Here is a 24,262-nt window from a genome sequence, read left to right as displayed (position 1 = left end):
CGGCGGTCAGAGGCAGCCCTCGAACTGGGGCACCCGCACGTCCGACAGGTCCAGGCCCGACGAGCCGAACCACCTGTGCATGATCGCCGCCATCGTCCCGTCCTGGTACATCCGGGTGATGGCCCTGTTGAGCGCCTCGCAGCCGTCGGGGTCGCCACGCCGGACGGCGATGCCCGTCCGCCGCTCGCCGAACCGGGCGTTCAGCAGCCGGAACCCGGCGCCCCACCGCGCCCTCAGCCCGGCCAGGATGGTGTCGTTCGTGGTGATGGCGTCGATGCGGCCGCCCGCCAGCATGCGCATGCACTCGTCGTAGGAGCGCGCGGCCACCGGCACGGCCGGCACCTGCCGCTCGACCGTCACCGCCTCGGCCGCGCCCGAGCCGGTGACGGCGCAGATCCGGCGCCCTTTCAGGTCGCGGACGCCGTGCACGCCGCGCTCGCCGGCGCGGACCAGGATGTCCTGGTACGACAGGAGGTACGGGCCCGCGAACGCGAGCCGCTGCTTCCATTCCGGTTCGATCCAGAATGTCAGGACCATGTCGACGTCCCCGTCGCGAAGCAGCCGTTCCCGGTCCCTCGCCAGCGCGGGGACGAAGCGGATCTTCTTCCCCATCCGCGCGGCGAGGTAGCGGGACACGTCCACGTCCAGGCCCTCGAACGCGCCGTCCGGGCGCCGGAAACCGATACCCGGCAGGTCCGGGCGCACGCCCGCGGTCAGCGTCTCCCCGTCGAGGATGGACGCCGAATCGCGTCCGGCGCACCCGCCGGTCAGCAGGAGGGCCGCCAGCGCCGCCGCGATCGGTCGCCGCATCCCTCGCCCTCCGCCCACGGCCCCGGCCGGTCGGGCAGGGCGCAACCGTCATCACGGTGGCAGGCGGCCGGACGTCCCTCCACCCGGTGACCGCATCCGGTCCTCCCGCCGCCGCCCGCCGCCACGGCCTTCCGAGGCGCCGTAAAGATCCCGTAAACGGTGTCCGCGAAGCTGCGAGCACAGGAAACGACGACGGTGAAACCGGACCCGAGGGGGAGATCATGCGTAAGTTCAAGCTTCAGGTGCAGGTCAGCGCGGACGGCTACATGGCCGGTCCGAACGGCGAGATGGACTGGATGCGGTTCCCCTGGACCGACGACATCAGCCGGTACATCGACGCGCTGATGCGGCCGGTCGACTGCATCGTGCTGGGCCGCAAGCTCGCCGAGGGGTTCATCCCGGCCTGGGAGTCGGGGCCGGAGGGCGAGACGCAGGAGGCCATCGACCAGATGAACGACACGCCCAAGGTCGTCATCTCCGACAGCCTCACCGCCTCGCCCTGGAAGAACGCCGAGATCGCGGGCGGCGACCTCACCGAGATCGTGAACGGGCTGAAGGCCCGCCCCGGCGGCGACCTGATCGCCTACGGGGGCGGCACGCTGGTCCGGGACCTGATCGCCCGGGGCCTGCTCGACGACCTCTACCTGTTCGTCAACCCGACCGCGATCGGCACGGGCATGCCGGTGTTCCCGGAGGGCGGCTACCAGCGGCTCGACCTCGTGGAGTCGCGCCTGTTCGACTGCGGCATCGCCGTCATGCACTACACGCCGAAGGCCGCCTGACCGGCGGCGCGGGCCGTCCGGCCCCCGGCGATCGCCCGGGGCCGGTCGCCCGGCCGGTCCGTCACTGCAGGAGGTGGCGCAGCTCTCCGCCGTCGCCGACGGAGCGGTAGTAGCAGGTGGGCCTGGCCTCCCCGGACGGAAGGTTCGTGTGGCAGGCGCCGCCGGTGGTGCGGTTGACGAGGTAGAGCAGGGAGTTCTGCTCGCAGTTCACGCGGACGTCGACCAGCTGGAGGACGTCGCCCGAGGTCGCGCCCTTGCGCCACAGCTCGTTGCGGGACGTCGACCACAGGACCGCGATCCGCTCCTCCAGCGTGGCCTTGAGGGCCTGGTCGTTCGCGTATCCGATGAACAGGACGTCGCCGCTGCCGGCGTCCTGGAGGACCACCGGGACGACCCGCGCCCCGGTCGCCGCGACGCCCGCCAGCTTGTCGAAGTCCAGGGTGAGCCGGGTGCCTTCTTCGAGTTCGTTCACCCCGCCATCCTGCCCGCCCGCGGCGCCGGCCGTCGCGCTGACACGTCACCCCCGCCGGCGGAGGAGGGCCGCCGTGGCCTCGTCGGCGGGCAGGAACGCTTCGAGACGAAGCTCGGAGAGCGTGACGTCCACGGCGGTCGCGAACGAGGTCAGCGTGGTGATCAGGCGCAGCTCCCCGCCGGGGACCCGCAACCGGAGCGGGACGGCGAACCCCAGGTGCTCGCCCGGCGACTCCACCGGGGGCAGGTAGCCGTCCAGCTCGTCGATGAGATCCGACAGGCCCGGATCGGGAGCCTGCCGCGCCTGGTCGCGGAGGCTGCCGGTGATGTGCCGCCCCCATTCGGCGAGGTTCTCGACGCGGCGGGCCATCCCGTCCGGGTGCAGGGCGAGGCGGAGCACGTTGACCGGCGGTTCCAGCAGCGCGGGCGCGGCGCCCTCGACGAGGACGCCGAGCGCCGGGTTGGCGGCGACGAGTTCGCCGTGCGGCCGGACGACGACCGCCGGGTAGGGCATGTGACCGGCGAGGATGCGGTCGAGGGCCTCGCGCACCGGGCCCAGCTCGGGGGCGTCCAGGCGCGACTCGGTGTAGACCGGCGCGTATCCGGCGGCGAGCAGGAGCCCGTTGCGCTCCCGCAGCGGCAACTCCAGGGACTCGGCGAGCCGCACCACCATGGCGCGGCCCGGCCGGGAGCGCCCCTGTTCGAGAAAGCTCAGATGACGCTGCGTCGTGTCGGCCCTGATGGCCAGTTCGAGCTGGCTGAGGCGGCGCCGCGCCCGCCAGCCGCGCAGGTCGCGGGCGAACTGCCCGGGCTCCGCCACCTTTGTCATGCCCCCATTCAAACCGGACGTTCACGGCGTCGCCATTCCCTGGAGGGAATCGCGGAGTCGCACCCGCGGCTCGCAGACTGCCGGACATGCCGATCGATGTGAAGCAGGTTGCCGACCGTTACCTCGCCCAGTGGAACGAGCCCGACCCCGCGGCGCGGAGCGCGCTGATCCGCAAGCTGTGGGCGCCTGACGCGCTCCACGTGCTGGTCAACCCGCCGGAGGAGGTCCGGGACGCCGCCGCGGCGCTCGCCGTGCCCGCGCCGCCCCTGGAGGTCCACGGGCACCACGCCCTGGACGCCCGGGTCGCCAGGGCCTACGAGATGTTCGTCGCGCCGGGCGAGCACGTCTTCGAGATCGCCGAGGAGCCCTCCGTTCTGCTGCCGCACGTGGTCGCGGTCCGCTGGTCGATGGTGACCGTCGACGGCGGCGAGGCCGTCGGCGGCGGGCTGGACGTCCTCTACCTGGACGAGGACGGCCGCGTCCGCACCGACCACCAGTTCGTCGGAACGCGGTGACGCGCCGCGCGGGGAGGGGCGGCCGTCAGGACGGTCGCCCTCCCCGCGCAGGGCGAGGGCGCCGAGCGGTCATCCGGCCAGGATCGACCGCACCGTCGCGGCCACGACACGGCCCGTCTCCTCCGCGTCCAGGCGCTCGGCGCGGGTCTCCTCGGCGGCGCCGTGCAGGACGTACTGCACGACGTTGACCAGCCAGGTGATCGGCAGGTCGGTGCGGAACACCCCTTCCTCCTGGCCCCGGCGGACGATGGCCTCGACGCGCTCCGCGGGATCGGCGTGCAGTTCGCGGACGCGTCCCGCCGGGAGGGCCTCCTGCGCCGCCGCCAGCAGCGCCCTCGACTCGGCCACGAGGGACCAGCTCGACTCCACCAGCCGCGCGAGCGCCTCCCGCGGGTCGCCGGACAGGTCGACGTCCGACAGCACCGCGTCCCCCGCGCGCAGGGCGTCGACCAGGGCGGCCTCCACCAGTTCGGCCCGGTTGCGGAAGTGGCCGTAGAGCGTCATCCGCCCGACCCCGGCCGCCTTGGCGATGTCGTCGGTGCTCGCGCCCGGGTCCGTGCTCAGGCACTCGCGCGCCGCGGACACGATGCGGGCGATGTTGCGCTCGGCGTCGGCGCGCCGGCGCCGGCCGGTGGTGGCGGAGGGCATGCCGCATCTTAACTCGTATGTCGCCGTACGCGTTATTCTGCTATATCTCGTATGAAGCTGTACGAGTTAAGGAGTCGTCATGGCAGAAGACGTCCACCCCCCGGCCGCGCCGCCCCATCCGCTGCGCTGGCGCGTCCTGGGATTCCTCGGCGTGGCCCAGCTGATGCTGATCCTCGACGTGACGGTCGTCGCGATCGCGCTGCCGCACATGGAGGCCGACCTGGACCTCGGCCGCCAGGCCGTGACCTGGACGGTCAGCGCCTACACCCTGGCGTTCGGCGGCCTCATGCTGCTCGGAGGGCGGGCCGCCGACCTGTTCGGGGCCCGGCGCGTCGTCCTGGCCGGACTGCTGGTCTTCACGGCCGCGTCGCTGGTCACCGGCCTGGCCGGGTCGTCCGCCCTGCTGCTGGGCGGGCGCGTGGCCCAGGGCGTGGGGGCGGCGCTGCTGTCGCCGTCGGCCCTCTCCCTCGTCGTCACCCTGTTCCAGGACGACGAGCGGAACAAGGCGCTCGGCGTCTGGTCGGCGCTGGGCGGCGGCGGGGCCGCCCTCGGCGTCCTGCTGGGAGGAGCGCTGACCGCCGGTCCCGGCTGGCCCTGGGTGTTCTTCGTCAACGTCCCCATCGGACTGGTGATCTTCGCCGCGCTCGCCCGGATGCTGCCGCGCCACCGGCCGGCCGCGCCCCGCCCCCGCCTCGACGTCCTCGGCGCGCTGCTCGTCACCGCCGCGTCCGGCGCGCTGATCTACGCGTTCATCCGCGCCGGGGACGACGGCTGGCTCAGCCCCGGCACCGGGTGGCCGGCGCTGCTCGCCGTGCTCGGCTACCTCGCGTTCGCCGCCCGGCAGAAGACCGCCCGCTCGCCCATGATGGACGTCGCGCTGCTGGTGCGCCGGCCGGTCGCCACCGGCACGTTCCTGATCGTGATGGCGACCGCCCTGATGATCGCGATGTTCTTCCTCGGCACGTTCTACTTCCAGCACGCCCGGGACTACGGCGCGCTGCGCACCGGCCTGCTGTTCCTGCCCATCGCGGTCGCGACGATGACCGGCGCCAACCTCACCGGCCGGTTGATCGCCGCGGCGGGTCCGCGGCGGCTCGCCGTGGCCGGGCTCGTCATAACCGCGGCGGGCATGGCCCTCCCCGCCTTCTCCCTCCACCCCGTGACCGTCGTGATCGGCACCGCGGTCGCGGGTGCGGGGACCGGGGCGATGTTCGTCGTCGCCTCCGCGACGGCCCTCGGCCAGGTCGCGCCGCACGAGGCCGGCATCGCGTCCGGGATCGTCAGCACGTTCCACGAGTTCGGGGCCTCGGTCGGGGCCGCCGTCATCTCCAGCGTCGCGGCCGCGAGCCTCACCGGCGACACCCTCGACGGCTTCACGGACGGCTTCGTCCTCGCCGCCGTCACCGCCGCCGTCGCGACCCTCGCGGCCGGCGTCCTGACACCGCCCCGTCCGCGCCGCCCGGCCGAACCGGGACTGGTGGACGCTTGACCCTGACGCGCGGGTCAAGGGTTAGCTTCTTGGCCCGCGTCCGGGCCTGATCCCGGACTCCAGTCCCTGAGGAGTGTCCCGATGCCGTCTTCGCCCCGCACCTCGCGCGTGGTCCAGCTCGCCGCCGTTCCCGACGGGCTGCCCGGGCCGGAGCATTTCAGCGTCGTGGACGTCCCCGTGCCGGCGCCGGCCGACGGGGAGGTGCTGGTCCGCAACCGCTGCTTCCAGGTCTTCCCGGCGCTGCGGACCCTGATCGGCGGCGGCGTGAAGGGCACCCCCTTCCCGCCGCTGCACCCGGGCGACCCCCTGTTCGGGGCGGCGATCGGCGAGGTCGTCTCGGCGACCGGCGGCACCGGGCTCCGTCCCGGCGACCTGGTCCGGCACTGGCTGGGCTGGCGCGAGTACGCCGTCGTGCCCGCCGGCCAGTGCACGCCGCTCGACGGCACGCTGCCCGACCCGGCCGCGCACCTCGGCCAGGCGGACGTCGCGTACACGGCGCTGACCCGGGACGCCCGCGTCCGTCCCGGCGACACCGTGTTCGTCTCCGGCGCCGCGGGCGGGGTCGGCTCGCTGGCCGGCCAGATCGCCCGGCTGCTCGGCGCGGCCCGGGTGATCGGCAGCACGGGTTCGCCGGGCAAGGCCGCCCGCCTGGTGTCCGAGCTGGGCTACGACGCCGCCGTGATCCGGGGCGGGCGGCCCATCGCCGAGCAGCTGGCCGAGCCCGCACCCGGCGGAATCGACGTCCTCGTGGACAACGTGGGCGGCGAGCAGCTCCGGGCCGCGATCACCGTCGCCAGGCCCGGTGCGCGGTTCGTCCTCGTCGGGACGCTGGCCGGGCAGCTCGCGCCGGACCGCGCCGGCACCACGGCCCCGGTCGAGGTCGACACGTTCCAGCTCATCGCCAAGCGCATCGAGATGCGCGGTTTCGGCGGGCTGGACGACACCGGGGAGCGTCCGGAGTGGTCCGAGCGCTTCGGCGCCTGGCTGCGGTCCGGCGACATCGCCTTCCCGCACGTGCGCGTCGCGGGCATCGAGCACGCCCCGCGGGCGTTGCACGAACTGATCAGCGGACGGCATCTGGGAGCCGTCATCGTCGAGCTGTGACGTTCCGGGAGGAGACCACATGCGGATCGGCGACGCCGCCGCGGCGGCGGGGACCACCCCGCGGGCCCTGCGGTTCTACGAGCAGCGCGGCCTCCTGCCGCCGCCGTCCCGCACCTCCGGCGGGCAGCGGCGGTACGGGCCCCGCGAGGTGGCCCGGGTGCTGACCATCCGCCGCCTGCTGTCCCTCGGGCTGACCGTCGAGGACATCCGCGGCTGCGCCGACCGGCTCGACCTCCTGGACGGCGACGCGCTCCCGCCCTACGGCGGCCCCGGCTGCACGACGAGCACCGGGGTCGCCCGGCGCCGGCTCGCCGCCCTCGACGCCGAGATCGCCCGGCTGACGGAGCTGCGCGACGCGCTCGCCGCCCGGATCGGCGAACCCGCGGACAGGTAGGGCCCCCAGTCATCTGACGGATGAGCCCCCGGCGGCGGTCTCCGTAGCTTCGATCGCGTCACCAAGCCGCGACTTCGAGGGAGAGACCGTATGACCGAGGAACCGCTGCGCGTCGCGATCATCATCGGGAGCACGCGCGAGGGACGGTTCGGGCCGACCGTGGGCACCTGGTTCGCCGAGCGGGCCGGGGAGCGCGACGACCTCACCGTCGACGTGGTCGACGTCGCGGACGAGCCGCCGCCCGCCGCGCTGGGGGCGCCGCCGTCCGAGGGGTTCGCGCGCGTGACCCGGACGCTGCACGAGGCCGACGCCTACGTCGTGGTGACCTGCGAGTACAACCACAGCTTCCCCGGCACGCTGAAGAACCTGATCGACACCCACTTCCACGAGTGGCGGGCCAAGCCCGTCGCGTTCGTCTCGTACGGCGGGCTGGCCGGCGGGCTGCGGTCCGTCGAGCACCTGCGGGGCGTCTTCGCCGAACTGCACGCCGTGACGGTCCGCGACACCGTCAGCTTCCACCACCCGTGGAACTGGTTCGGGAACGACGGTCTGCCGAACGACCCCGAGGGGGCGTCCGGCGCGGTCAAGGGGATGCTCGACCAGCTCGCCTGGTGGGGGCACGCGCTGCGCGACGCCCGGGCCGCCCGCCCGTACGGAGGCTGAGGTGACCGCGACGGCCGAGGCCCCGCCGCGGGGCCGGACGGCGCCGGACCCGATGGCGGTCGTGCTGGTGCTCGTCCTCGGCTCCATCATGATCACGCTGGACACCACGGTCGTGAACGTCGCCGTCAACCGGCTGTCGCAGGAGTTCCGCGCGCCCCTCGGCACGATCCAGTGGGTGGCGACCGGGTACTCGCTGGCACTCGGCGCGGTGATCCCGTCCAGCGCCTGGGCGGTCGGGCGGTTCGGCGCCCGCCGGCTGTACCTGGGCGCGATCGCGGCGTTCGGGGCCGGGTCGCTGCTCGCCGGGCTCGCCTGGAACATCGAGTCACTGATCGCGTTCCGGGTCGTGCAGGGGTTCAGCGGCGGGCTGGTGATGCCGGTCGGCATGACGATCCTGCTGCGCGCCGCCGGGCCCGAGCGGCTCGGCCGGCTGATGAGCACCCTCGGCCTGGCGATCCTCGTCGGCCCGCTCGCCGGGCCCGTCCTCGGCGGCTGGCTGATCGACGAGGTGTCGTGGCGGTGGATGTTCTTCGTGAACCTGCCCGTCGCGGCGGCCGTGGTGGCGCTGGCGGCGCGGCTCTTCCCGCGCGACGCCCCGGCGGAGGCGAAGCCGCTGGACGTCCCCGGCCTGCTGACGCTCTCGCCCGGCATCGCCGCCGTGCTGTACGGCGTGACGACGGGCGGCGACCGCGGCGCGTTCGGCTCGCCCGGCGTCGTGGCGCCGATGGCCGCGGGCGGGGTGCTGATCGCCGCGTTCGTCGTCCGGGCGCTGACGGCCCGGCATCCGCTGATCGACCTGCGCGCCTTCCGGGACCGGACGTTCGCCGCCGCGACCGGCACGCTGACCCTGTTCGCGTTCGGCTACTTCGGCTCGATGCTGCTGCTCCCGCTGTACCTGCAGGTCGTGCGGGGTGAGAGCGCGACGATGGCGGGGGTGCTCGGCATCCCGTTCGCGCTCGGTTCCGGGACGGCGATGCAGGTCGCCGGCCGGATCGCCGACCGGGTGCCGCCCGGGCGGCTCGTCCCGGTGTCGGTCGCGACGGCCCTCACCGGGTTCGCGCTGTTCGCCGTCCAGCTCGACGCGGACGCGCCCTACTGGGGGCTGTGCGCCACGATGCTGCTGATGGGCGCGGGCGGCGGCGCGACGATGATGCCCGCGATGACGGCGGCGACCCGCGGCATGGCCCGCGACCGGGCCCCGGCGGCGAGCGCGACGGTCAACCTGATCAACACGATGTCGGCCGCGATCGGGACGGCGACGGCGTCGGTCCTGCTGTCGTCGCTGATGCGCGGCCTGGTGCCGGACGAGCGGGACGGCGCGCTCCAGGCCGTCCACCGGCTGGGCCCGGACGGGCGCCGGGCGGTGGCCGGGCCGCTGGCGGAGGCGTTCCAGCACACCTACCTGCTCGCGGCGGGCATGCTCGCCCTCGCCCTGGTCCCGGCCCTGCTGCTGCCGCGCCGCCCCGCCGGGTGACGCGCCGGCCCCCGGCCCTCCGGCCGGGGGCGGCGCTCCTCCGGCCGGGCTCAGACCTCCTTGAGGAAGCCGGAGTCAACGGCGAAGTCGGCCCCGGTCGTGCTCGCCGAGCGCGGGGAGGCCAGCAGCACGACCACGTCCGCGACCTCCTGCGGCGCGGCCAGACGGCCGGTCGTGAGGCTCATCATCTGGGCCGCGCCGCCGTCCAGCACCGCGTCGCGGTCGGAGCCCATGGCCCCGGCGATGATGTCGGCGGCGCCGCCCTCGTCCGTCCACCACGGCGTCCGGACCGGGCCCGGCGACACCGAGTTCACCCGGACGCCCTGCGGCGCGAACTCCTCCGACAGCCCCTTCGTCAGGTTGTTCAGCGCCGCCTTCGCCGCGTTGTAGTCGTAGTTCATCGGCCCGGGACGCCGCCCGTTCCCCGACGAGACGTTCACGATCGACGCCGCGTCGCTCTCCAGCAGGTGCGGCATCGCCGCCCGCACCGCGCGGACCACCGCAAACAGGTTGAACTCGAACATCTCGCGCCAGTCGTCGTCCGACGGGGTCAGGAAACCGAACCGGGGCAGCGTCGCGCCGGGCGGCGGACCGCCCGCGTTGTTGACCAGGATGTCGAGCCGGCCGAACTCCTCGACCGCCCGCGCCACGACCTGCGCCGGAGCGTCGGCGTCCATCAGGTCGGCGGGCACGTGCAGCAGGTTCGGCCCGGCGAGCGCGTCCAGCTCCCCGCCCGGCTTGCGGGACACGGCGACCACGCGGGCGCCCTCGTCCAGCAGGGTCCGCGTGACGGCCGCCCCGATCCCCTTCGACGCCCCGGTGACGATCGCGACGCGCCCGTCGAGCCTCAGGTCCATGGGTTCCCCTCTCATAAGGCGGGCGCGCCCATCCCGGACGCGCCTCGCCCTCTGAACCCCACCCCGTCCCCGGCGGTTGCATCGGAGAGCGCGTGCTCGCCGCCCGGGGACTAGGCGTTCCGGGTCTTCGCCTCTGCCGCGCGGCGCGCGCGCAGGGCGCGCACCCGGCCGCGGCTCGCGCAGGCAGGGGACGGGCACCAGCGGCGGCGGCCGGCCGTGTCGACGAAGACACCGCGGCAGTCGTCCTCGGGGCAGACCTTGAGATCGCTCCGTCCGGGGCCGGTCAGGTGGTCGACGGCCTGCCGCGCGATGCGCCCCAGCGCCGCCCCCGCGGTCGGGGGCGCGGACCTGGTGATCCGCCCGTCGACCGAGAGGGCGACCGGGTCCTCCTCCGCGAGGTAGCCGGCGAGGCTCCGCACGTCGTCCTCGTCCGGCGGGCGCCCGTCCACGGTCGCGAGGGCGATGGGACGGAGCAGCTCGCGCAGGAGGAGCGCCCGGTCCAGATCGTCCCGGTCGGGCGGCCGGACCGGGGCGAGTTCGCACAGGTCCAGCCACTCGGCGAACCGGCCGGGATCGGGAAGGCGCTCGACCGACCGCGCGCCGAAGGCGCGGCCGCGCGTGGCGAGCAGGTTCAGCCAGGTGGCACCGCAGTCGAGCCGGAACGCCGACGGATCACCCTTCATGCCTCAAGAGTAACGCTCGACCCGTTACGGTGCTACTGTAACGACCCAAGCGTTACAGAGGAGATCCCATGTCGCTCGCCGAGCACCTCACCCCCAGCCGCCCCGACCGCGACGCGGCCTACCGGCTGCTGGACGTCCTCCAGGACGAGGCCACCCAGAACGCCGCCCTCCCCGGCCTCGACGACCTCGCTCCGGGCTTCCCCGACTGGATCGTCACGAGCCTGTTCGGCGGCACCTACCAGCGCGACGGCCTGTCGCTGCGCGACCGGCAGCTGCTCAACCTCGCCGCCCTCACCGCGATGGGCGGCGTGGATCCGCAGCTCGCCGGGCATGTGCGGACCTGCCTGCGGCTCGGCATGGCCCGCGAGGAGATCGTCGAGGCGCTCGTCCACCTCGCGCCCTACATCGGCGTCCCGAAGACCCTGGCCGGCCTGCGCGTGGCGGCGGCGGAACTGTGAGGATCAGGACGGTCCTCGGCGACATCGCCCCCGGCGACCTCGGCGTGTGCGACGCCCACGACCACCTCTTCATCCGCTCGCCCCGGCTGCCGGGCGAGGAACTCGACGACCCCGCCGCGGCCGCCGCCCAGCTCCGCGCCTTCGCCCGCCTCGGCGGCGGGGCGGTCGCCCAGTGGACTCCCCACGGGATGGGACGCCGCATCGACGACCTCGCGGACGTCTCCCGCGCCACGGGCGTCCACGTCATCGCCGCCACCGGCCTGCACCAGGCCGCCCACTACGATGCCGACCCGCTGGAGAGCGTCCGGCCCGCCGACCTCTTCGTCGACGAGCTGACCCGCGGCCGGGCGGGCATGATCAAGGTCGCCACGGCCTTTCACGGCCTGGACGCCCGCGCCCGGCGCGTCATGACCGCGGCGGCCGAGGCGTCGAACGCGACCGGCGCCCCCATCGGCGTCCACCTGGAGCAGGGGACCTCGGCCCTCGACGTCCTCGACCTGCTCTGCGGCGCCCTCGGCGTGCCGCCGGACCGGGTGATCCTCGGCCACCTCAACCGCTCTCCCGACCCGTGGGTCCACCGCCGCGCCGCCGAATCGGGCGCCTACCTGGCGTTCGACGGCCCGTCCCGCGCCCACCACGCCACCGACTGGCACCTGTTCGAGTCGCTCGCCGCGCTCGCCGAAGCGGGGCACACCCACCGGCTCCTGCTCGGAGGCGACACGACGACGGCGAGCGCACGCGCGGAACTGGGCGTCCCCCACACGCTCCGCGCCCTGCGCCCGCGCGTCGAGCGGCAACTGGGCCGCGAGGCGGCGACGGCCATCTTCGTCACGAACCCGGCCAGGGCGTTCGCCGCGCCCTGGCCCTAGTTCAGAGCCTCGTAGACGAGGGCGGCCACCGCGCCGTACGCCAGGTGGGGCACGACGTCCGACGCCCAGTCCGACGCCGACCACTTCCTGGGGTCGGTCAGGCCGAGAACGGTCATCGGGGCGGTCGACCCGGCCATCGCCAGCGCCGTCAGCACGGCGGTCCCGGCCGGCCGGGGGAAGCGCCGGCGTCCGGCGAGCAGGCCGTAGAGCAGCCCCGCGCCGAGTCCGGTGCCGAAGCCGAGCATCGGCCCGAGCCCGGCCTTGCGGTTCTCGGCCTCCTCGCCCTCGCCCAGAGCGAACCCGACGACGTCGGCCAGCTTCTCCACGCTCTTCTCCGGCGTGCTGCTGGCGGGTCGTCCCCGAACCGCCATATCGAGATAGGTCACCATGTTAAGAGCGGTGGTCCCGGCCGCCCCGGCGGTCAGCCCGCGCGTGATTCTGTCCATGCGGTCGCGCTACCCAGCATCCGCGTCCTCCCACCTGGCCCCGCCGGTCAGGCCCAGTTCCGGGCGTCCGGCCGCCGCGCGGCGAGGAAGGACGCGACGGCGACGACCACCAGCAGGACGGCCGCGCACCACAGGGGGGCCGACACCGAGACGTGCCGGATGAGCAGGGCGCCGATGGCCGCGCCCAGCAGCAGAGCCGCGATCGAGAGGCCCCTGCGCGCGAGGGCCGCACCGTGCTGCCCGCGCTCGCCGACCAGCGCGGTGAGGGTCGTGGTGACCACGACCGTCCTGAGGTCGGGCACCTCCAGCCGCCGGACGATCGCGTACTGCCAGCCCATCGAGACGGCGAGGACGGCGATCGTCGCGAGGCGGCCGGAGCCGGAGCGGTGACCGAGGTTCGCCACGATCACCGCGGCGGCGGCGAGCGCGACCGCCTGCACCGCCGTGGCCGCGCCCAGCAGCCGGCCACGGTGCGCCGGCCGGGGGAAGGCGACGCGACCGCCCACGACCGCGCCGGCGCAGAAGAACCCCGTCGACAGCGCGGCCAGCATGATCTCCGTCCCGCTGCCGCCCAGCCCCAGCCCGAGAAAGATGATGTTCCCGGTCATGTTCGCGACGAAGACGTTGCCGAGCTCCAGGAAACTGACCGAGTCCACCAGCCCGGTCATGATCGTGAGCAGCGCGAGCAAGGACGGCAAGGGTCCTTGACCTCGGGGTTCAGGCACGCACGCATTCTCGCAACCCTCGCGCCGGCACCCCGCGAGCCACCCGGGGCGTGTCACGGAAAGGAACGGGGCGTGGGCGTCCTCTCATGCCGGTCAAGGGCGGGCATGGAGAGCACGCCGCCCTCCGGAGTACGGTCCTGCCGTGGCTGATGATCTCGGACGGGTGTTGCTGGACCGGTACCGGCTGATCGAACCGCTGGGCCAGGGCGGCATGGGCACGGTCTGGCGCGTCCATGACACGCGGCTCGGACGGGAGGTGGCCGCCAAGCAGCTGCGGCTGCCCCCCGAACTGGACTCCGAGCAGCGGGCGTCCTGGACGGCGCGGCTGGACCGCGAGGCGCGCGCGGCCGCCCGGCTGCGCCACCCCGGCATCGTCACGGTCCACGACCTGGTGGTCTCCGAGGACGGCCAGCCGTGGATCATCATGGAGCTCGTGCCGGGGCGCTCCCTGGCCGATCTCCTCGCGCGGGAGGGCACGCTGGCGCCGGATCGCGCGGCGGCGCTCGGTCTCCAGATCCTCGACGCTCTGGCGGCGGCGCACCGGGCCGGGATCGTCCACCGCGACCTCAAGCCCGCCAACGTCCTGCTGGAGGGCGAACGGGCCCTGCTGACCGACTTCGGGATCGCCGCGGTGGAGGGCGAGACCGCGCTCACCCGTTCGGGCGCGCTGCTGGGCACGCCGGCGTTCATGGCGCCCGAGCAGGTCCGCGGGCAGCCCGCCACCGCCGCCACGGATCTGTGGGCGCTCGGTGCGACGCTGTACAACGCGGTCGAGGGCCGTCCGCCCTTCGCCGGCTCCGCCACCGGCGCCGTCCTGGTGGCCATCGCCACGGAGGCCCCTTCCCCGATGAGCAACGCGGGGCCGCTCCAGCCCGTCGTGGAGCGGCTGCTCGACAAGGACCCCGCCGGGCGTCCGGACACCGCCGCTCTCCGGGCCATGCTGAGCCGCGTCGCCTCCGCCCCGCCTCGCCCGGCCGCGGAGGCGCCCCCGTCCCCGGCGGCCCCTCCCACCAGGCCTCTGCCACCGGCGCCCGGCCACCCCAAACGCACGGTCCTGATCGCGGTGGCGCTTTTCGCGGTGCTCGCCGTCGCGGGCACGGGTCTCACTTACGCACTGCGAGGAGACTCCGCCTACGCGGCCAACAAGAAAGACGCGGCCACCATCGGGGCGCCTTCCGGATTCACTCTGAAGAAGGAGCAGAAGGTCGACGCGGACCGGGTCCGCCTCGTCTACTCCGGTTGCCCGCAATTCTGCGCCGGTTCCCCATCGACTCTCGCATCGACCGTCCAGGTCGCCGCCCACTGGCTGGCGAGGGTCCGCTCCGTCTCCAGCGTCGGCCCGCCCGTCGCGTCCGCGAACCAGGCGGTCTGGACGATGGCGGTCACCACCAACACCGCCCCCAGGATCTCCAACGTGCGGGTCATCGCGGTCGGCGACCCGATGCAGGACGTCGTCCTGCAACTCGAGGTCGGCTGACACGGCGGCGGGAGCCCGAGAGCACGGGCCGGGCATAATCGGTCATCGCTGATCGAGTCGGGCAGGTGGTACGTGGGCGGGGCGCTGAGACCCATCGTGGATCGCGGGCCGAGACAGGTCCGTGCCGGGCGTGAAGGTTCCCGCCCTGACCGCGCCGCAGCTCCCCAAAGGCGAGGTGCGGCTGACAGTCGTGCGGGTCCCGCGCTACAAGGGGCCCGGGTCACCGGTCCTCGGACGGGTCGGCGATGGCGACGCACGCCTGTCGTACGCCGCGTTGGGCGGCGCCTGGGGCCCGAGCCGGCGGACGGATCCGGAGGTGACCGGGTAGTCAGAACAAGACCTTCACCGAGACCACGACCGGCCGCGACGTCGCGTCCCAGCCCCTGAACGTGAGCGGCCGGAAGGGCTGGGTGATCGTCCGCGAGATGCACTTCCGGAAGGAGGGCGTCAGCTCGACGATGGACCTGTCCACCGTCGTGGTGGTCGACACCGGGCGGCCGCGGCCCTCGTTCGTGTGGCTGGACGTGCCCGCGTCCCACAAGCGGCTCTGGCCGGACGTCAACACGCTGCTCCGTTCGCTGCGCGTCGGCTGATCGGCGAAGCGCGCACCGGGCGGGCCGTCACACGGCCCGCCCGGCAGGGGTGTTCAGGTCAGCGGGTTCCGAGCAGGATGGACGTGGGGACCCGCGTGGCCACCGGCGGCAGCTTCGTGCCGTTGCCGGTGGCGGCCGCCTGGGGCGCCATCGCGCTCGCGTCCGCCGGGCCCCTGGTCTGGGGCGCCGATTCGGCGCCGCCGGCGAACGGCTGGGTGTCGCCGACGCACACCTTGCCCGCGGGCGGCAGCTTCCCGCCGACGAGGTAGCCGTCGACCGCCTTCGTCACGCACTCCGAAGTGCCGTAGGCGGTGTGTCCCCAGCTGTTGCTGGACAGCAGGCGGCTGTTGGGCAGCAGCTTGCTGGACGAGACGGCGTCGTTGTAGTTCGTGGCCGGGTCGTAGTAGTTGCCCACGAACAGGACGGGAGCGTTCGTCCGCCGGTTGAAGGGCCCCGTGTAGGCGTCCTCGTCGCGGACCTTCCAGGCGTCACGGGCGCACTGGACGCTGCTCCAGCCCCACGCGCGCCCGAAGTAGGGCGCCCTCTTGTCGGACGCCGCCGTCAGCGCCGGCCAGCTCCCCGCCTTCTTCGGGTGCAGGCCGTCGGTGCAGGTGACCCCGCTGAACGCCTCAAGGCCGTTGTCGTAGGGGAAGTCCTTGGCCGAGACCTTCTCCGCCGCCTCCTTCTGCCGCGCGACCTCGGCCCGGCGCTCCGCGATGCGGGCGGCGAGGGCCTTGCGCGCCTTGGCGGCCTGCGCCGCCGACGACGCGGGCGAGGTCGCCTTCCACAGGTCGGTGGCCATGGCGTCGATGACCTCGTAGCCTCCCGGGTCGTACAGCCAGCCGAGGGCCGCGCCGACGAAGTCGGCGTAGGTGACCTGCTCGCCTTCGACGTCGGCGGGCTTCGCCCTCAGCCGCTTGGCGAGGACGTCGAAGTTCTTGACGGGGTCCCCGAACTGCGCGAACTGGCACTTCGCCTTGCCCGCCTTGCCGCAGCGGACGAGGATCTCCCGCAGCGCCTTGTAGGCGCCGTCGGCGGACCGCAGCCGGTCGTCCAGTATCCGGTTCGCGGTCTTGGGGGTGCCGACCCAGGAGACGGGGTTGATGACCCCGTCCACGACCACGGCGCGCAGCCGGTCGGGGAACATGTTCGCGTAGTACTGGCCGAGCGCCGTGCCGTAGCTGAAGCCCAGGTAGGACAGCTTCTTGTCGCCGACCGCGCGGCGCAGGACGTCCATGTCGCGCGCCGCCTCGGCGGTCGACATCGCACCCGCCAGCTTCTTCCCGGTCGTCGAGCAGCCCTTGCCGACCGCCTTGGCCGACTTGACGTAGGCCGCCTCCTGCTTCGCGCCGACCGGGAACGCGACGCCCATCCCCGCCAGCGCGAGCGTCTGGTCCCTGGTGGACTTGAAGCAGGCGACGTTGGAGCTGAAGCCGATGCCGCGCGGGTCGAAGCCGACGACGTCGAAGCGGTCGAGGACGTCAGCGCCGAGGAAGTAGGGCGACTGGTACGCGATCGCGGTGCCCTGGCCGCCGGGCCCGCCCGGGTTGACGAAGAGGCTTCCGATCCGCTTCTTGGCGTTGCGCGCCTTCACCTTCAGCAGCGCGATCTCGGTCGTCGCGCCCTTGGGATCGTCGTAGTCCAAGGGCAGCCGGACGGTCGCGCATTCCGCGTAGTCGTAGCACTTGTACCAGGCGAGCTTCGGGGTGGGCACGCGGTCGACGCGCGCCTTCTCGACGGGGCTCGTCGTGTCGCCCGGGGCGGCCAAGGCGGTGGCCGTTAAAGCCGGCAGGAGCACCGCGCCGGCTACGCCCGTCGCGAGAATCCTGTGTCCGAGACGCATGAGGTTCCCTTCGTGGGGGTCGATCCGTGGGGATCGATGCCTCTCCCGCGCAGTTGCACGGATTGGTCCACTGATTCTCGAATGCGCCACTTGTCCCCGTGATCCACCGCCGGACCGGGTCTCCGCTCCGGAAGATCACCCCGCGGACGGATTGACGCTCATCCCCGAGGGCGGACCGCACGGCGCGGCGGAACACCGGCGGATCCCGCCGGCCCCCTCGCCCGGCCAGGCCGAACACGCCAGCGAGAGAAATGATCATTTTTGGCGGAATCGCGGCGCTCGGTGTGCTGTAATCCGGTTGGTCCGAATCATGATCACCGCCCACGCCGCAACGGCCGGGGAGAGGAGACAAGCATGAGCCGTCTCGTCGACCGCCTGCTGGCGCGCGTGGCCCCCAAGGCCACCGCGTCCGCCGCCTGCAAGACGTACTACTACTGCTCGCAGACCATCTACTACAAGAAGGTCTGCTGCGACGGCCAGTGCCGCCACTACGTGATCGGCGCCTGCGGCTGACCGTGGAACTCCCCCGCGGGCGGCGGCGCGACGCTGCCCGCGGGTGCTCCTGAGGAGTGCGGATGGAACTCGTGCGGATCGGCTGCGCCTGCTTGGTCGGTCTGGTCTTCGCCGTGTCGGCCGTGTCCAAACTCCGCGACCTCGACGGCTTCGCCAGGTCCGTCCCCGCGCTGGTGCCCGCGTGGCCCGGCCGCGCCCGGCTACTGGCGATCGCCACCACCGCGCTCGAGGCGCTGGTGCCGCCGCTGCTGGTCGCGCCGGTGACCGCCCCCTTCGGCTTCGGGCTCGCCGCCGTGCTGCTGGCCGCCTTCACCGCGGCCGTCGCGGCGGCGCTCCGGCGCGGACGCCGCACCGCCTGCCGCTGCTTCGGCCCGTCCAGCGCTCCGCTCGGCCCGCGCCATCTCGCCCGCAACGGAGTGCTCCTCACCTGCGCCGTGCTCGGCGCCCTGTCCCCCGGGGACCTGCCGCCCGCGGGCGGAGTCGCGGTGGCCGCCGCGGCCGGGCTGGCCGGAGCGGTGCTGATCGTCTCCCTCGACGACATCGTCGAGCTGTTCGCGAGGAACCCCTGATGCCCTACCTCACCGCCGCCGTCGTCCTCGTCGGGCTGCTGTCCGCCTTCAACCTCGTCCTCACCCTCGCCCTGATCCGCAGGCTGCGCGGGCACGACGCCGCGCAACCGGGCCACGGGGAGCACGGGGGCCCGCCGATGGCGCTCGGGCCCGGCTCGCAGATCGGCGACTTCACCGCGACGACCACCGAGGGCGAGCCGGTCACCCAGGCGGACCTCCTCGGCCTTGTCGGCTTCTTCTCCGCGAACTGCCCGCCCTGCCACGAGCTGGCTCCGCGCTTCGCGGGACTCGCGACGGGCCTGCCCCGGCTCGCGGTGGTGTCCGGTGACGACCCCGAGCTGGTCGCGGTCCTGTCGCCGGCGGTCCGCGTCGTCGTCGAGGAGCACGACGGCGCCGTGAGCAACGCCTTCCAGAACACCTGGACGCCGGCGCTCTACATCGTCGACGGCGGGCAGCGCGTGGTGGCCGCGGGCGGGCGCCTGGAGGACCTGCCCATCGAATCCCCGGCGTGAAGACGCTGGGCGCGGACCGGGGGCCGGGCGTATGAGGGGCCGCGCCCACGTCCGCGGACTGGCCGCCGCCGGGACCGAGGCGGCCGCCCTCATCTGGCGGTCGGCGCCCGGTGGCGTGTCCGGCTACCTGCTGGTCACCCTCGCCGAGGCCGCCGCGCCGATCGCGACCGCCTGGCTGATGAAGACGGTGCTCGACCGGCTGACGATGACGCAGGACCCGGTCGCGGGCCCGGCCGCCGCCCTGGTGGCCGCCGGGCTGGCCGCCGCCGCCCTGCCCGGGATCGGCACGTACCTGCGCGACCAGGCCGGCCGGGCCGCCGGAGTCCTCGCGACCGACCGGCTGTTCGCCGCGACGGAGCGCCAGGTCGGGCTGCGGCGGTTCGAGGACCCCGTCTTCCTCGACCGGCTGCGCCTGGCGCAGGAGGCGTCCGCCAGCGCGGGATTCCTGGTCGACGCCGTCTGCGGCACCGCCCGCGGCGCGCTGTCCCTCGCCGGCTTCCTCGTCTCGCTGCTGGTGATCAGCCCGTCGATGACGGGGCTGGTGCTGCTGTCCGCCGTCCCGGCGCTGGTCGCCGAGCTCCTGCTGTCGCGGAGCCGGGCGGCCATGCAGTGGGCGACCGAGCGGACCCACCGCCGCGAGTACTTCTACAGCGGCCTGCTGACGGACGTGGAGGCGGCCACCGAGATCCGGCTGTTCGGCATCGGCGCCTTCCTGCGCGCCCGGATGATGTCCGAACGCGTACGCGGCAACCGGGCCGAGCAGCGGATGAGCCGGCGCGAGCTGGCCGTCCAGGGCGGCCTGACCGCGCTGAGCGGCGCGGTGGCGGGCGGCGGCCTGTGGTGGGCGATCGCGGCGGCGCGGCACGGGACGCTCAGCGCCGGGGACGTCACGATGTTCGTCGCCGCGGTCGCCGGCGTGCAGACCGCCCTGAGCCTGCTGACGTCCTCGATCGCCACCGCCCACGGCCGCCTGCTCGTGTTCACGCACTACGTCGCGGTGACCCGCGCGGAGCCGGACCTGCCGAGCGCCCCCACGGGCGACGCCCCGGCGCTGCGGCGGGGCGTCGAGTTTCAGGACGTGTGGTTCCGGTACAGCGACGACCATCCGTGGGTCCTGCGCGGCGTCGACCTGACGATCCCGCACGGCCGGGCCGTCGCGCTGGTCGGCCTGAACGGCGCGGGCAAGAGCACCCTGGTCAAGCTGCTCTGCCGCATGTACGACCCGACCCGCGGGCGGATCCTGTGGGACGGCGTCGACCTGCGCGACATCCCGCCGCACGCGCTGCGCGAGCGCATCAGCGCGGTGTTCCAGGACCACATGAACTACGACATGACCGCGAGGGAGAACATCGCGGTCGGCGACCTCCGGACGCTCGACCGGCCGGAGGCGGTCCAGGACGCGGCCGCCAGGGCTGGCGTCCACGACAAGCTCGCCGGGCTGCCGAACGGCTACGACACCCTGCTGACCCGGATGTTCTTCTCGGAGGCCGACAAGGAGGACGCCGGCACCGGGGTGGTGCTGTCCGGCGGCCAGTGGCAGCGCCTCGCGCTGGCCCGCGCCTTCGTCCGCGACGGCCGGGACCTGATGATCCTGGACGAGCCCAGCTCCGGCCTCGACCCCGAGGCCGAGCACGAGGTCCACGCCCAGATGCGCCTCCACCGGTCCGGCCGGACCAGCCTGCTGATCTCGCACCGGCTCAGCGCCGTCCGGGACGCCGGCCTCATCGCGATCCTCGACGAGGGCCGCGTGGCCGAGCTCGGCACCCACGAGTCGCTGATGGCGGCGGACGGACGCTACGCCCGCCTGTTCCGCCTCCAGGCGGCCGGATACCAGGAGACCCCGCAGCCCTCCGGGGACCTCGCGTGACGTGGCTCGCCGCCGCGGCGGGCGTGCTCCTGGCGGTCGGCGCCCTCACCGTGTGGGTGCGCCTGCGGTACCTGGTCACCACGGTCGACGGGCCCAGCATGGAGCCGGCGCTCCACTCCGGCGACCGGCTCCTCGTCCGCCGGACCCGGCGGGTGCGCGCGGGCCAGATCGTGGTGGTGCGGATCCGGCCGCCGACGCTGGACGCGCCGCCGCCGGACGAGCCCGGCCCCGCCCCGGACGAGGAGGTTCCGGTCGTGCGGGACCACCCGGACGGGCTCCTGCTCGTCAAGCGGGCGATCGCCGTGGCCGGCGATCCCGTGCCGGTGGACCGGGTGCCGTCCCTGCGGGAGGCGCGGGAGGAGACCGTCCCGCCGGGCGCCCTCGTCGTGCTGGGCGACAACGCGGCCACCAGCTGGGATTCCCGCGACTACGGGTTCGTCCGCGCCGATCAGTTCATCGGCGTGGCCGTCCGCAGGCTCCCCACGCCCTGACCGCGCGGCCTCCCCACTCCGGACGGCCTCCCGCACGACCGGCGTGGACGCGCGAGTTGCATATGCCGGCGATATGCCGCGCCGCCTAGTCTTCGGGTATGCGCGTGCTGATCGTGGAGGACGAGCCCTACCTGGCCGAAGCCGTCCGCGACGGGCTGCGGCTGGAGGCGATCGCCGCCGACATCGCCGGGGACGGCGACTCCGCCCTGGAACTGCTCGGCGTGAACTCCTACGACCTCGCGGTCCTGGACCGCGACATCCCCGGCCCCTCCGGCGACGAGGTCGCCCGGCGGATCGTCGCCTCCGGCAGCGGCATCCCGATCCTCATGCTCACCGCCGCCGACCGCATCGACGACAAGGCCTCGGGGTTCGAGCTCGGCGCCGACGACTACCTCACCAAACCGTTCGAGCTCCGGGAGCTCGTCATGCGGCTGCGCGCGCTGGACCGCAGGCGCGCGCACGCCCGCCCCCCGGTCCACGAGATCGCGGGCCTGCGGCTGGACCCCTTCCGCCGGGAGGTCTTCCGCGACGGGCGCTACGTCGCCCTCACCCGCAAGCAGTTCGCCGTCCTCGAAGTCCTCGCCGCCGCCGAGGGCGGTGTCGTCAGCGCCGAGGAGCTCCTGGAACGGGCCTGGGACGCCAACGCCGACCCGTTCACCAACGCCGTCCGCATCACCGTCTCCGCCCTGCGCAAACGCCTCGGCGAACCATGGCTCATCGCCACGGTGCCCGGCGTCGGCTACCGGATCGACACCGCCGCCGGCCCCGACGGCCTGAACGAATAGACGCCCACCCCCGGGGCTCATCGGGCGGGGCGCCACCAGGACGTGGTGCCGCTCAGATTGCGCTGCACGTTGGTGACGCAGTGGATGTCGCCGCCGGCCGTGCCGACGTAGTGGGAGTAGTCCCAGTCCTCGATCCAGTGGACGCGCACGCCGGCTCCGCGCAGCGCCTGCTCGGTCTCCCGCTGGAACACGTCCTGCCCGCCCTGCCGCGGCCCGTGCTGGGCCGGGGCGAGATAACCGCCGGTGCCGGTGCTGATGCCGTTGGCGGCGTCCGGCAGGTACGTGACGGTCAGGTCCTTGCGCGGATAGCCGTCGGGCAGGCCGAGCTGCGTGAACAGCGCCGGAACGCGGATGACGTCCCGTTCGGTGATCCCGGCCTTCTCGCGGAACTGCCGCAGCGCGCGGTCGACGCCCGCCGCCGCGATGCGGGTGCCGTTCACCAGATCGGGCTTGGCGAGGGCCTGGGCGACCGTGAGGCCCGGGAACTGCGTGTCGGACGGGGCGACGCCCTCGACCAGCCGCCGCCCGCCGCCACCGCTGCGGGCGACCTTCGTCAGGAGGTCCATGCCCATCCGCGGATCCGCGACGACCATGGCCCAGCCCTTGCCGCCGCGCCGGGGCACGAAGTGGAAGAACTCGTCGATGTGGCCCACCCCGAGCCAGCTCGTGTCGATGGCGATCGGGTCCTGGTAGCCCTGGGCCTCCAGCATCCGGGTGAACGTCGCGTCGGGCGCGAACCTGCCCTCGCCTCCGTACACGATCCGCCCGGTCCGGTAATCGCCGTACGGCGGGATCGTCCCGAAGTTGCCGCTCGAACTGGCCGATCCGTAGTACAGGTTGTCGTCGGGCCGGTCGACCGCCGTCGCGTCGAACTCCTGGAGGCCCGCGACGCCCGGCCCGCGCATCAAGGTGAACACCGGCCGGGACGCGTCCCGCAGCGGGCGGTCGCGGGCCGGGAAGTGAGGGGTCACGGCGGGCGACCGGAGGTTGACCACGATGTGGTGCTCCTTGCCGTCCCGGCCCGGCATGGACGCGTAGCCGGCCTTGAACATGTCGCCCATCCACTGATCGCCCCCCGCCGGCGACTCGATGAACGGTGCGCGCAGGCCCTCGGCGTCCAGGCCGCGCCGCAGGTCGCGCCGGTACGCCTCCTGCCCCTTGACGGGCTTGTCGGGCGCTGTTCCCTTTTCGAGCGTCACGGGAGCCTTGGGGTTCGCCACGACCGCGCGGTCCAGCGGCAGGAGGTCGTGCTGGAAGAGAACCGGCGCCACGCGCAGCCGGACCGTGTCGGCCCGGGTCCGGCCGCCGTCGGTGACCGTCAGCGTGAGGTCGCTGAAGCCGGACCAGGCGGCCGGGTCGCGGACGACGTCGCGCGCCTCGACGGCGAGCCGCACCCCGCGGCGCAGCTCGCCGGGGCGGATCCCGCCGTCCGCGCCGAGCGCCGTCAGCCGCCCGCCGCGGCGGACGAAGATCCGCACCTTGTCCGCCGAGCGGGCGTCGGCGCGCAGCGTCGCCCGCGCGGAACCGGACGCGCCCGCCATCGCCGGAATCTCCAGCGGCGCCAGGTCGGCGGCGTCGGCCGCACCGTTCACCACCGCGTCCGCCGCGTCGTCGCACGCCGCCAGCGCCGCATCGGTCAGCCGCTTCCCACCGGGGCCCGCCGCAGGACAGCGGGAGGCGTCGTCGTCCAGGTTCGGCAGCATGATCGCCCCCCGGGCGGCGGTCCACGCGCCGCGCCGGGCGTCGTCGGCGGCCGACAGCCGCCCGTCGCGATCGGCGTCGGCGCGCAGCAGCGCCCACGCGGACGCCGCGCCCGCCGGCGCGGCCTCGGCCGTCGGACCGCACCCCGCGAGGCAGGCCACGGCGGCCGCGGCCAGCCCGGTTCGTACGATTCGCTTGTGATCGTTCATGAGGACGAGCCTCGCGACGGGACCCCCGCCCGGGCATCGGCCGTTCGGCAGATCTTCCTGGCGTGCGCCTCGGCCGTTCGGCAGAGCCGCCCGCGGGCCCGCGCGGCCGGAGCGGCGATCGCCGCGACGGCGGCGGCCGCCGCCGCGGGCACGCCGGGCGCGGGTCCGCTGATCACGTTCTCGGCCTGGCTGACCGGCGCCGCCCTGGTCCTGATGCTCGCCTTCCCGGCCGCCCGGCCGGGCGCGATCGCCGGCACGGCCGCGGCCGGCTCGCTGGCCGCGACCCTGCTCTACCGGGGCCCGGCCGACAACCGGACGGCCGGCTGGTGGGCGGCCGAGACCGGCGCCGCCCTGGTCCTCCTCAACCTGGTGGTGCGGCGCGCGGAGGCCCGTCCCGCCGCGATCGTGGGCGCGGCGGCCGCCGCCGCGGCGACCGCGCTTCCGCTCCGGCTGACGCTGCACGTCGTCCCGCCCGCCGAGATCGG

27 protein-coding genes and 1 pseudogene are annotated in these 24,262 nt (G+C 74.2%); 18 read left to right on the top strand and 10 right to left on the bottom strand.

The window, feature by feature from the left end; genetic code table 11:
- Positions 1 to 6: 6 nt before the first annotated feature.
- Positions 7 to 810 carry a transporter substrate-binding domain-containing protein gene (locus ABWI04_RS20205; protein WP_345171704.1) on the bottom strand — a complete coding sequence of 268 codons (804 nt, stop codon included), beginning with the start codon at positions 808 to 810 and terminating at the stop codon, positions 7 to 9.
- 221 nt (positions 811 to 1,031) lie between these two features.
- Here ABWI04_RS20205 and ABWI04_RS20200 point away from each other — a divergent pair, with 221 nt between their 5' ends.
- Positions 1,032 to 1,592 (top strand): dihydrofolate reductase family protein, encoded by a 561-nt coding sequence (locus tag ABWI04_RS20200; protein ID WP_353833395.1) that lies wholly within the window; start codon positions 1,032 to 1,034, stop codon positions 1,590 to 1,592.
- A gap of 61 nt (positions 1,593 to 1,653) precedes the next feature.
- On the opposite strand, the gene ABWI04_RS20195 is transcribed toward ABWI04_RS20200, so the two are convergent.
- A complete protein-coding gene (locus tag ABWI04_RS20195) occupies positions 1,654 to 2,064 on the bottom strand; it encodes a phosphoribosyl-AMP cyclohydrolase (RefSeq protein WP_345171708.1) in 411 nt (136 codons plus the stop codon).
- Positions 2,065 to 2,109: 45 nt separating this feature from the next.
- Complete coding sequence (locus tag ABWI04_RS20190) at positions 2,110 to 2,892, bottom strand: helix-turn-helix domain-containing protein (protein WP_345171710.1); 783 nt, start codon at positions 2,890 to 2,892, stop codon at positions 2,110 to 2,112.
- An 86-nt stretch (positions 2,893 to 2,978) separates the two neighbouring features.
- Between ABWI04_RS20190 and ABWI04_RS20185 the strand changes: the two genes are divergently transcribed.
- Positions 2,979 to 3,407: a hypothetical protein gene (locus ABWI04_RS20185; RefSeq protein ID WP_353833394.1), complete on the top strand. Its 429-nt coding sequence runs from the start codon at positions 2,979 to 2,981 to the stop codon at positions 3,405 to 3,407.
- A gap of 69 nt (positions 3,408 to 3,476) precedes the next feature.
- Here ABWI04_RS20185 and ABWI04_RS20180 read toward each other — a convergent pair whose 3' ends face one another.
- Entirely contained in the window at positions 3,477 to 4,055 is a 579-nt protein-coding gene (locus ABWI04_RS20180; RefSeq protein ID WP_345171714.1) for a TetR/AcrR family transcriptional regulator, read from the bottom strand.
- Positions 4,056 to 4,134: 79 nt separating this feature from the next.
- Between ABWI04_RS20180 and ABWI04_RS20175 the strand changes: the two genes are divergently transcribed.
- The 5 genes from ABWI04_RS20175 (at position 4,135) to ABWI04_RS20155 (ending at position 9,179) form a co-directional block, all read left to right on the top strand.
- The gene (locus tag ABWI04_RS20175; protein ID WP_353833393.1) at positions 4,135 to 5,544 is read left to right on the top strand and encodes an MFS transporter; all 1,410 of its coding nucleotides are present in this window, start codon (positions 4,135 to 4,137) and stop codon (positions 5,542 to 5,544) included.
- 81 nt (positions 5,545 to 5,625) lie between these two features.
- Positions 5,626 to 6,648 (top strand): MDR family NADP-dependent oxidoreductase, encoded by a 1,023-nt coding sequence (locus ABWI04_RS20170; protein ID WP_353833392.1) that lies wholly within the window; start codon positions 5,626 to 5,628, stop codon positions 6,646 to 6,648.
- Between the two features lie 19 nt (positions 6,649 to 6,667).
- Entirely contained in the window at positions 6,668 to 7,042 is a 375-nt protein-coding gene (locus ABWI04_RS20165; RefSeq protein WP_345171720.1) for a MerR family transcriptional regulator, read from the top strand.
- A 90-nt stretch (positions 7,043 to 7,132) separates the two neighbouring features.
- Positions 7,133 to 7,705 (top strand): NADPH-dependent FMN reductase, encoded by a 573-nt coding sequence (locus ABWI04_RS20160; protein WP_345171722.1) that lies wholly within the window; start codon positions 7,133 to 7,135, stop codon positions 7,703 to 7,705.
- 1 nt (position 7,706) lies between these two features.
- The gene (locus ABWI04_RS20155) at positions 7,707 to 9,179 is read left to right on the top strand and encodes a DHA2 family efflux MFS transporter permease subunit (protein WP_353833391.1); all 1,473 of its coding nucleotides are present in this window, start codon (positions 7,707 to 7,709) and stop codon (positions 9,177 to 9,179) included.
- 50 nt (positions 9,180 to 9,229) lie between these two features.
- Here ABWI04_RS20155 and ABWI04_RS20150 read toward each other — a convergent pair whose 3' ends face one another.
- Together ABWI04_RS20150 and ABWI04_RS20145 are read right to left on the bottom strand one after the other, a co-directional pair.
- Positions 9,230 to 10,036, bottom strand: a complete 807-nt coding sequence (locus tag ABWI04_RS20150) for an SDR family NAD(P)-dependent oxidoreductase (protein ID WP_345171726.1) — start codon at positions 10,034 to 10,036, stop codon at positions 9,230 to 9,232.
- Positions 10,037 to 10,146: 110 nt separating this feature from the next.
- Positions 10,147 to 10,719, bottom strand: coding sequence for a CGNR zinc finger domain-containing protein (locus tag ABWI04_RS20145; RefSeq protein WP_345171728.1), 573 nt, complete (start codon positions 10,717 to 10,719; stop codon positions 10,147 to 10,149).
- A 68-nt stretch (positions 10,720 to 10,787) separates the two neighbouring features.
- Here ABWI04_RS20145 and ABWI04_RS20140 point away from each other — a divergent pair, with 68 nt between their 5' ends.
- Positions 10,788 to 11,177 (top strand): carboxymuconolactone decarboxylase family protein, encoded by a 390-nt coding sequence (locus tag ABWI04_RS20140; protein WP_353833390.1) that lies wholly within the window; start codon positions 10,788 to 10,790, stop codon positions 11,175 to 11,177.
- The gene (locus tag ABWI04_RS20135) at positions 11,174 to 12,046 is read left to right on the top strand and encodes a phosphotriesterase family protein (RefSeq protein WP_345187655.1); all 873 of its coding nucleotides are present in this window, start codon (positions 11,174 to 11,176) and stop codon (positions 12,044 to 12,046) included. The genes ABWI04_RS20140 and ABWI04_RS20135 overlap by 4 nt, the downstream gene beginning before the upstream one ends.
- On the opposite strand, the gene ABWI04_RS20130 is transcribed toward ABWI04_RS20135, so the two are convergent.
- Together ABWI04_RS20130 and ABWI04_RS20125 are read right to left on the bottom strand one after the other, a co-directional pair.
- Positions 12,043 to 12,492, bottom strand: coding sequence for a hypothetical protein (locus ABWI04_RS20130; protein WP_345187657.1), 450 nt, complete (start codon positions 12,490 to 12,492; stop codon positions 12,043 to 12,045). The two genes, ABWI04_RS20135 and ABWI04_RS20130, sit on opposite strands and share 4 nt — an antisense overlap.
- Before the next feature lie 47 nt (positions 12,493 to 12,539).
- Entirely contained in the window at positions 12,540 to 13,190 is a 651-nt protein-coding gene (locus ABWI04_RS20125; protein ID WP_353833389.1) for a YoaK family protein, read from the bottom strand.
- Positions 13,191 to 13,359: 169 nt separating this feature from the next.
- On the opposite strand from ABWI04_RS20125, the gene ABWI04_RS20120 reads away from it, so the two are divergent.
- Complete coding sequence (locus ABWI04_RS20120) at positions 13,360 to 14,694, top strand: serine/threonine-protein kinase (RefSeq protein ID WP_353833388.1); 1,335 nt, start codon at positions 13,360 to 13,362, stop codon at positions 14,692 to 14,694.
- Between the two features lie 389 nt (positions 14,695 to 15,083).
- A complete protein-coding gene (locus ABWI04_RS20115) occupies positions 15,084 to 15,287 on the top strand; it encodes a hypothetical protein (RefSeq protein WP_353833387.1) in 204 nt (67 codons plus the stop codon).
- A gap of 58 nt (positions 15,288 to 15,345) precedes the next feature.
- Here the strand turns inward: ABWI04_RS20115 and ABWI04_RS20110 are convergent, their stop codons facing one another.
- Positions 15,346 to 17,130, bottom strand: a complete 1,785-nt coding sequence (locus tag ABWI04_RS20110) for an alpha/beta hydrolase (RefSeq protein ID WP_353833386.1) — start codon at positions 17,128 to 17,130, stop codon at positions 15,346 to 15,348.
- Between the two features lie 354 nt (positions 17,131 to 17,484).
- Here ABWI04_RS20110 and ABWI04_RS20105 point away from each other — a divergent pair, with 354 nt between their 5' ends.
- The 6 genes from ABWI04_RS20105 to ABWI04_RS20080 all read left to right on the top strand — a co-directional run bounded on the left by ABWI04_RS20105 (position 17,485) and on the right by ABWI04_RS20080 (position 21,867).
- Positions 17,485 to 17,643: a hypothetical protein gene (locus ABWI04_RS20105; RefSeq protein ID WP_345187669.1), complete on the top strand. Its 159-nt coding sequence runs from the start codon at positions 17,485 to 17,487 to the stop codon at positions 17,641 to 17,643.
- A gap of 62 nt (positions 17,644 to 17,705) precedes the next feature.
- Positions 17,706 to 18,212 (top strand): MauE/DoxX family redox-associated membrane protein, encoded by a 507-nt coding sequence (locus ABWI04_RS20100; protein WP_345187672.1) that lies wholly within the window; start codon positions 17,706 to 17,708, stop codon positions 18,210 to 18,212.
- On the top strand, positions 18,212 to 18,724 hold the full coding sequence (locus ABWI04_RS20095; protein ID WP_345187674.1) for a peroxiredoxin family protein: 513 nt from the start codon (positions 18,212 to 18,214) through the stop codon (positions 18,722 to 18,724). Before ABWI04_RS20100 ends, ABWI04_RS20095 begins: the two co-directional genes overlap by 1 nt.
- Before the next feature lie 31 nt (positions 18,725 to 18,755).
- On the top strand, positions 18,756 to 20,591 hold the full coding sequence (locus tag ABWI04_RS20090) for an ABC transporter ATP-binding protein (protein ID WP_353833385.1): 1,836 nt from the start codon (positions 18,756 to 18,758) through the stop codon (positions 20,589 to 20,591).
- Positions 20,588 to 21,082, top strand: coding sequence for a S26 family signal peptidase (locus ABWI04_RS20085; protein WP_345187679.1), 495 nt, complete (start codon positions 20,588 to 20,590; stop codon positions 21,080 to 21,082). The genes ABWI04_RS20090 and ABWI04_RS20085 overlap by 4 nt, the downstream gene beginning before the upstream one ends.
- Positions 21,083 to 21,180: 98 nt before the next feature.
- The gene (locus ABWI04_RS20080) at positions 21,181 to 21,867 is read left to right on the top strand and encodes a response regulator transcription factor (protein ID WP_345187682.1); all 687 of its coding nucleotides are present in this window, start codon (positions 21,181 to 21,183) and stop codon (positions 21,865 to 21,867) included.
- Positions 21,868 to 21,884: 17 nt separating this feature from the next.
- On the opposite strand, the gene ABWI04_RS20075 is transcribed toward ABWI04_RS20080, so the two are convergent.
- On the bottom strand, positions 21,885 to 23,777 hold the full coding sequence (locus ABWI04_RS20075) for a protein-arginine deiminase family protein (protein ID WP_353833383.1): 1,893 nt from the start codon (positions 23,775 to 23,777) through the stop codon (positions 21,885 to 21,887).
- On the opposite strand from ABWI04_RS20075, the pseudogene ABWI04_RS20070 reads away from it, so the two are divergent.
- Positions 23,766 to 24,262, top strand: a pseudogene (locus ABWI04_RS20070) (hypothetical protein); the annotation flags it as partial. The gene ABWI04_RS20075 and the pseudogene ABWI04_RS20070 sit on opposite strands and share 12 nt — an antisense overlap.

It is taken from the genome of Actinomadura sp. NPDC000929 (assembly GCF_040492065.1).
GTDB lineage: Bacteria > Actinomycetota > Actinomycetes > Streptosporangiales > Streptosporangiaceae > Spirillospora > Spirillospora verrucosospora.
This window is presented reverse-complemented; position numbering and strand designations above follow the sequence as displayed.

Coding starts and splice junctions, on each gene's coding strand:
- ABWI04_RS20205 (WP_345171704.1), bottom strand. CDS start 810: ATGCGGCGACCGATCGCGGCGGCGCTGGCGGCCCTCCTGCTGACCGGC.
- ABWI04_RS20200 (WP_353833395.1), top strand. CDS start 1,032: ATGCGTAAGTTCAAGCTTCAGGTGCAGGTCAGCGCGGACGGCTACATG.
- ABWI04_RS20190 (WP_345171710.1), bottom strand. CDS start 2,892: ATGACAAAGGTGGCGGAGCCCGGGCAGTTCGCCCGCGACCTGCGCGGC.
- ABWI04_RS20185 (WP_353833394.1), top strand. CDS start 2,979: ATGCCGATCGATGTGAAGCAGGTTGCCGACCGTTACCTCGCCCAGTGG.
- ABWI04_RS20180 (WP_345171714.1), bottom strand. CDS start 4,055: ATGCCCTCCGCCACCACCGGCCGGCGCCGGCGCGCCGACGCCGAGCGC.
- ABWI04_RS20175 (WP_353833393.1), top strand. CDS start 4,135: ATGGCAGAAGACGTCCACCCCCCGGCCGCGCCGCCCCATCCGCTGCGC.
- ABWI04_RS20170 (WP_353833392.1), top strand. CDS start 5,626: ATGCCGTCTTCGCCCCGCACCTCGCGCGTGGTCCAGCTCGCCGCCGTT.
- ABWI04_RS20165 (WP_345171720.1), top strand. CDS start 6,668: ATGCGGATCGGCGACGCCGCCGCGGCGGCGGGGACCACCCCGCGGGCC.
- ABWI04_RS20160 (WP_345171722.1), top strand. CDS start 7,133: ATGACCGAGGAACCGCTGCGCGTCGCGATCATCATCGGGAGCACGCGC.
- ABWI04_RS20150 (WP_345171726.1), bottom strand. CDS start 10,036: ATGGACCTGAGGCTCGACGGGCGCGTCGCGATCGTCACCGGGGCGTCG.
- ABWI04_RS20145 (WP_345171728.1), bottom strand. CDS start 10,719: ATGAAGGGTGATCCGTCGGCGTTCCGGCTCGACTGCGGTGCCACCTGG.
- ABWI04_RS20140 (WP_353833390.1), top strand. CDS start 10,788: ATGTCGCTCGCCGAGCACCTCACCCCCAGCCGCCCCGACCGCGACGCG.
- ABWI04_RS20130 (WP_345187657.1), bottom strand. CDS start 12,492: ATGGACAGAATCACGCGCGGGCTGACCGCCGGGGCGGCCGGGACCACC.
- ABWI04_RS20110 (WP_353833386.1), bottom strand. CDS start 17,130: ATGCGTCTCGGACACAGGATTCTCGCGACGGGCGTAGCCGGCGCGGTG.
- ABWI04_RS20105 (WP_345187669.1), top strand. CDS start 17,485: ATGAGCCGTCTCGTCGACCGCCTGCTGGCGCGCGTGGCCCCCAAGGCC.
- ABWI04_RS20100 (WP_345187672.1), top strand. CDS start 17,706: ATGGAACTCGTGCGGATCGGCTGCGCCTGCTTGGTCGGTCTGGTCTTC.
- ABWI04_RS20095 (WP_345187674.1), top strand. CDS start 18,212: ATGCCCTACCTCACCGCCGCCGTCGTCCTCGTCGGGCTGCTGTCCGCC.
- ABWI04_RS20090 (WP_353833385.1), top strand. CDS start 18,756: ATGAGGGGCCGCGCCCACGTCCGCGGACTGGCCGCCGCCGGGACCGAG.
- ABWI04_RS20080 (WP_345187682.1), top strand. CDS start 21,181: ATGCGCGTGCTGATCGTGGAGGACGAGCCCTACCTGGCCGAAGCCGTC.
- ABWI04_RS20075 (WP_353833383.1), bottom strand. CDS start 23,777: ATGAACGATCACAAGCGAATCGTACGAACCGGGCTGGCCGCGGCCGCC.